At 52.1% G+C, this 535-nt stretch carries 1 rRNA gene; it reads right to left on the bottom strand.

What is annotated here, in order from left to right:
- Positions 1 to 535 (bottom strand): 23S ribosomal RNA (locus BHU72_RS09350); the annotation flags it as partial.

Below are 535 nucleotides of genomic sequence, written 5' to 3'. Positions count from 1 at the left end.
CCGCTACCTCGCTTCGACAGACTATTCCATCAGTCTGCTCTCCCTATCCTCCTGCGTCACCCCATCACTCAAACGGCTTATAGGTGGTACTGGAATCTCAACCAGTTGTCCATCGCCTACGCCTTTCGGCCTCGGCTTAGGTCCCGACTTACCCTGAGAGGACGAACCTTCCTCAGGAACCCTTCGGCTTTCGGCGGATATGATTCTCACATATCTTTTCGTTACTCATACCGGCATTCTCACTTCCAAGTGCTCCACGACTCCTTACGGTATCGCTTCGATGCGCTTGGAACGCTCCCCTACCACGATGCACTCAGTGCATCATCCATAGCTTCGGTGGTGTGTTTGAGCCCCGTTACATTTTCGGCGCAGTGTCACTCGACCAGTGAGCTATTACGCACTCTTTCAATGGTGGCTGCTTCTAAGCCAACATCCTGGTTGTCTGTGCAACACTACATCCTTTCCCACTTAACACACACTTGGGGACCTTAGCTGATGGTCTGGGCTGTTTCCCTTTTGACCACGGATCTTATCA

The sequence above is a fragment of the Desulfuribacillus stibiiarsenatis genome (genome assembly GCF_001742305.1).
Classification (GTDB): Bacteria; Bacillota; Bacilli; order Desulfuribacillales; family Desulfuribacillaceae; genus Desulfuribacillus_A; species Desulfuribacillus_A stibiiarsenatis.
Note: the sequence above shows the minus strand (reverse complement) of the source record. Positions and strands in the feature narration are given on the sequence as shown.